This window comes from Paraburkholderia sp. J7 (assembly GCF_905220155.1).
GTDB lineage: Bacteria > Pseudomonadota > Gammaproteobacteria > Burkholderiales > Burkholderiaceae > Paraburkholderia.
This window is the reverse complement of sequence record NZ_CAJMYZ010000064.1, coordinates 1-2,257: the sequence shown is the minus strand read 5'-3', so window position 1 is coordinate 2,257 and position 2,257 is coordinate 1. Positions and strand designations below refer to the sequence as shown.

3 protein-coding genes are annotated in these 2,257 nt (G+C 65.3%); all 3 read right to left on the bottom strand.

Translation table 11 applies throughout. The features are described 5' to 3' along the window. Positions 1-690, bottom strand: a 690-nt coding sequence (gene livG, locus U5A58_RS40295; RefSeq protein WP_321965442.1) for a high-affinity branched-chain amino acid ABC transporter ATP-binding protein LivG, incomplete at its 3' end; no start/stop codon positions are given. Beyond that, complete coding sequence (locus tag U5A58_RS40290; protein WP_321965441.1) at positions 687-1,967, bottom strand: high-affinity branched-chain amino acid ABC transporter permease LivM; 1,281 nt, start codon at positions 1,965-1,967, stop codon at positions 687-689. The genes livG and U5A58_RS40290, both read right to left, overlap by 4 nt. A 7-nt stretch (positions 1,968-1,974) precedes the next feature. After that, a partial coding sequence (locus tag U5A58_RS40285; RefSeq protein ID WP_415774369.1) for an ABC transporter permease subunit occupies positions 1,975-2,257 on the bottom strand: 283 nt, incomplete at its 5' end.

Below are 2,257 nucleotides of genomic sequence, written 5' to 3'. Positions count from 1 at the left end.
GTGTTCCATCACGAGAATGCGGTCCGACACGCCCATCACGAGGCTCATGTCGTGTTCGATCAGGAGTACGGAGATTCCGAACTCGTTACGCAAGCCGTCCACCATCTGCTGCAGTTCGACCTTCTCCTGCGGATTCAAACCGGCCGCGGGTTCGTCGAGCATCAACAGACGCGGGTCGGTGATCATGCAGCGCGCGATTTCGAGCCGGCGCTGATGGCCATACGAAAGCGTGCCCGCCTCGCGGTTCGCCACCTGCTTCAGGCCCACGCGTTCGAGCCAGTACGCAGCGCGCTCGAGCGCCGCACGCTCGGCGCGGCGATACGCGGGCGTCGCGAACAGGCCGCTCAACATGTTGCGGTTCACCTTCAGGTGCTGTGCAACCATCAGGTTTTCCAGCACCGTCAACTGCTTGAAGAGGCGGATATTCTGGAACGTGCGCACGAGGCCGCGGCGCGCGACCTGGTGGCTCGGCTGGCCGGTGATGGCGTGGCCTTCCAGCACGATGTCGCCCGCGGTCGGCTTGTAGAAGCCGCCCACGCAGTTGAACACCGTGGTCTTGCCCGCGCCGTTCGGCCCTATGATCGCGAATACCTCGTTCGGACGCACGTCGAAGTCGATGCCGTCCACGGCCAGCAGACCGCCGAAGCGCATCTGCAGGCCCGCTACTTTCAACAACGCTTGTGCGCTCATTGCGGCAACTCCACGTGCGGACGGCTCGCGGGCAACAGGCCCTGCGGACGCCACATCATCATCAGCACCATCACCAGACCGAAGATCAGCATGCGGTACTCGGCAAAGCCGCGCGCCACTTCGGGCAGCGCGGTGAGCAGGATCGCCGCGAGCACCACGCCCAGTTGCGAGCCCATGCCGCCCAGCACCACCACGGCGAGAATCAGCGCCGACTCGATGAACGTGAACGACTCGGGCGTGACGAGCCCCTGGCGCGCCGCGAAGAACGCGCCCGCGAGACCCGCGAACGATGCGCCCAGCGTGAACGCCGAGAGCTTGATGCGCGTGGGGTTCAGACCGAGCGAGCGGCATGCGATCTCGTCTTCGCGCAGTGCTTCCCAGGCGCGGCCCATCGGCATGCGCAACAGGCGGCTCGTGACGAACAGCGTGAACGCCACCAGCACGAGCGCGAGCAGGTACAGGAAGATCACCATGTGCTCGCCGCTGTACTCGATGCCGATCAGCTCGTTGAACGTCTTCGCGCCTTCCACGCTAGCGCGGCGGGCCATTTCGAAGCCGAACACGGTGGGCTTGGGAATGCTGGAGATGCCGTCCGGGCCGCCCGTGATGCTTGTGAGGTTATTGAGCAGGAGGCGGATGATCTCGCCGAAGCCGAGCGTGACGATGGCGAGATAGTCGCCGCGCAGACGCAGCACCGGGAAGCCGAGCACGAAGCCGAACGTGGCGGCAGCGAGCGCCGCGAGCGGCAGACACTCCCAGAACGTGAAGCCGAAGTACTGGTTGAGCAGCGCATACGTATAGCCGCCCACCGCGTAGAAGCCGACGTAGCCCAGATCGAGCAGACCTGCGAAGCCCACCACGATATTCAGGCCCAGGCCGAGAATCACGTAGATGAGCGCGAGCGTTGCGACGTCGATCGAGCCGCGCGAACCCATGAACGGGAACACCGCGCCGAACGCGAGCAGCACCCAGATCGCCACGCGCTGCTGGCGCGCGCCGAGCGCCGGCGCCTTGGGCAAACGCACGCCACTCGTTGCGCGCACAAACATCGGCTTGACGAGCTGGAACACGAACACCACGGCGGCCGCGATCCATACCGGGCGCCAATGCTGCTGCAGCACGACCTGATAGCCATCGAGCGTGAGCTGCAGCCCGAGAATGGGCGCCGTGAGAATGATGGTCGCCACGGCGGCGGCAAGTGCGCCCTTCACCGTTTGCGACGAGGATTGGCCGTGTGCGCTATTGGTGGCCGCGCGAACCGAAACAGTTTGGCTCATATCGACCTCAGACCTTTTCGACGTCCGGCTTGCCGAGCAGGCCGGTGGGACGGAAGAGCAGCACGAGTACGAGCAGGCCGAAGGCCACGACGTCCTTGTACTCCGCGGGCATGTAGCCCGCAGCGAAGGTTTCGGCGAGACCGAGCAGCACGCCGCCGAGCATCGCGCCCGGAATGCTGCCGATGCCGCCGAGCACTGCAGCGGTGAACGCCTTGATGCCCGCAATGAAGCCGATATACGGATTGAGCTTGCCGATCGTGAGACCGATCAGCACGCCGCCCACCGCCGCG

Bases quoted from the DNA above. Each gene is read 5' to 3' on its own strand.
- U5A58_RS40290 (WP_321965441.1), bottom strand. From the start codon at position 1,967: ATGAGCCAAACTGTTTCGGTTCGCGCGGCCACCAATAGCGCACACGGC.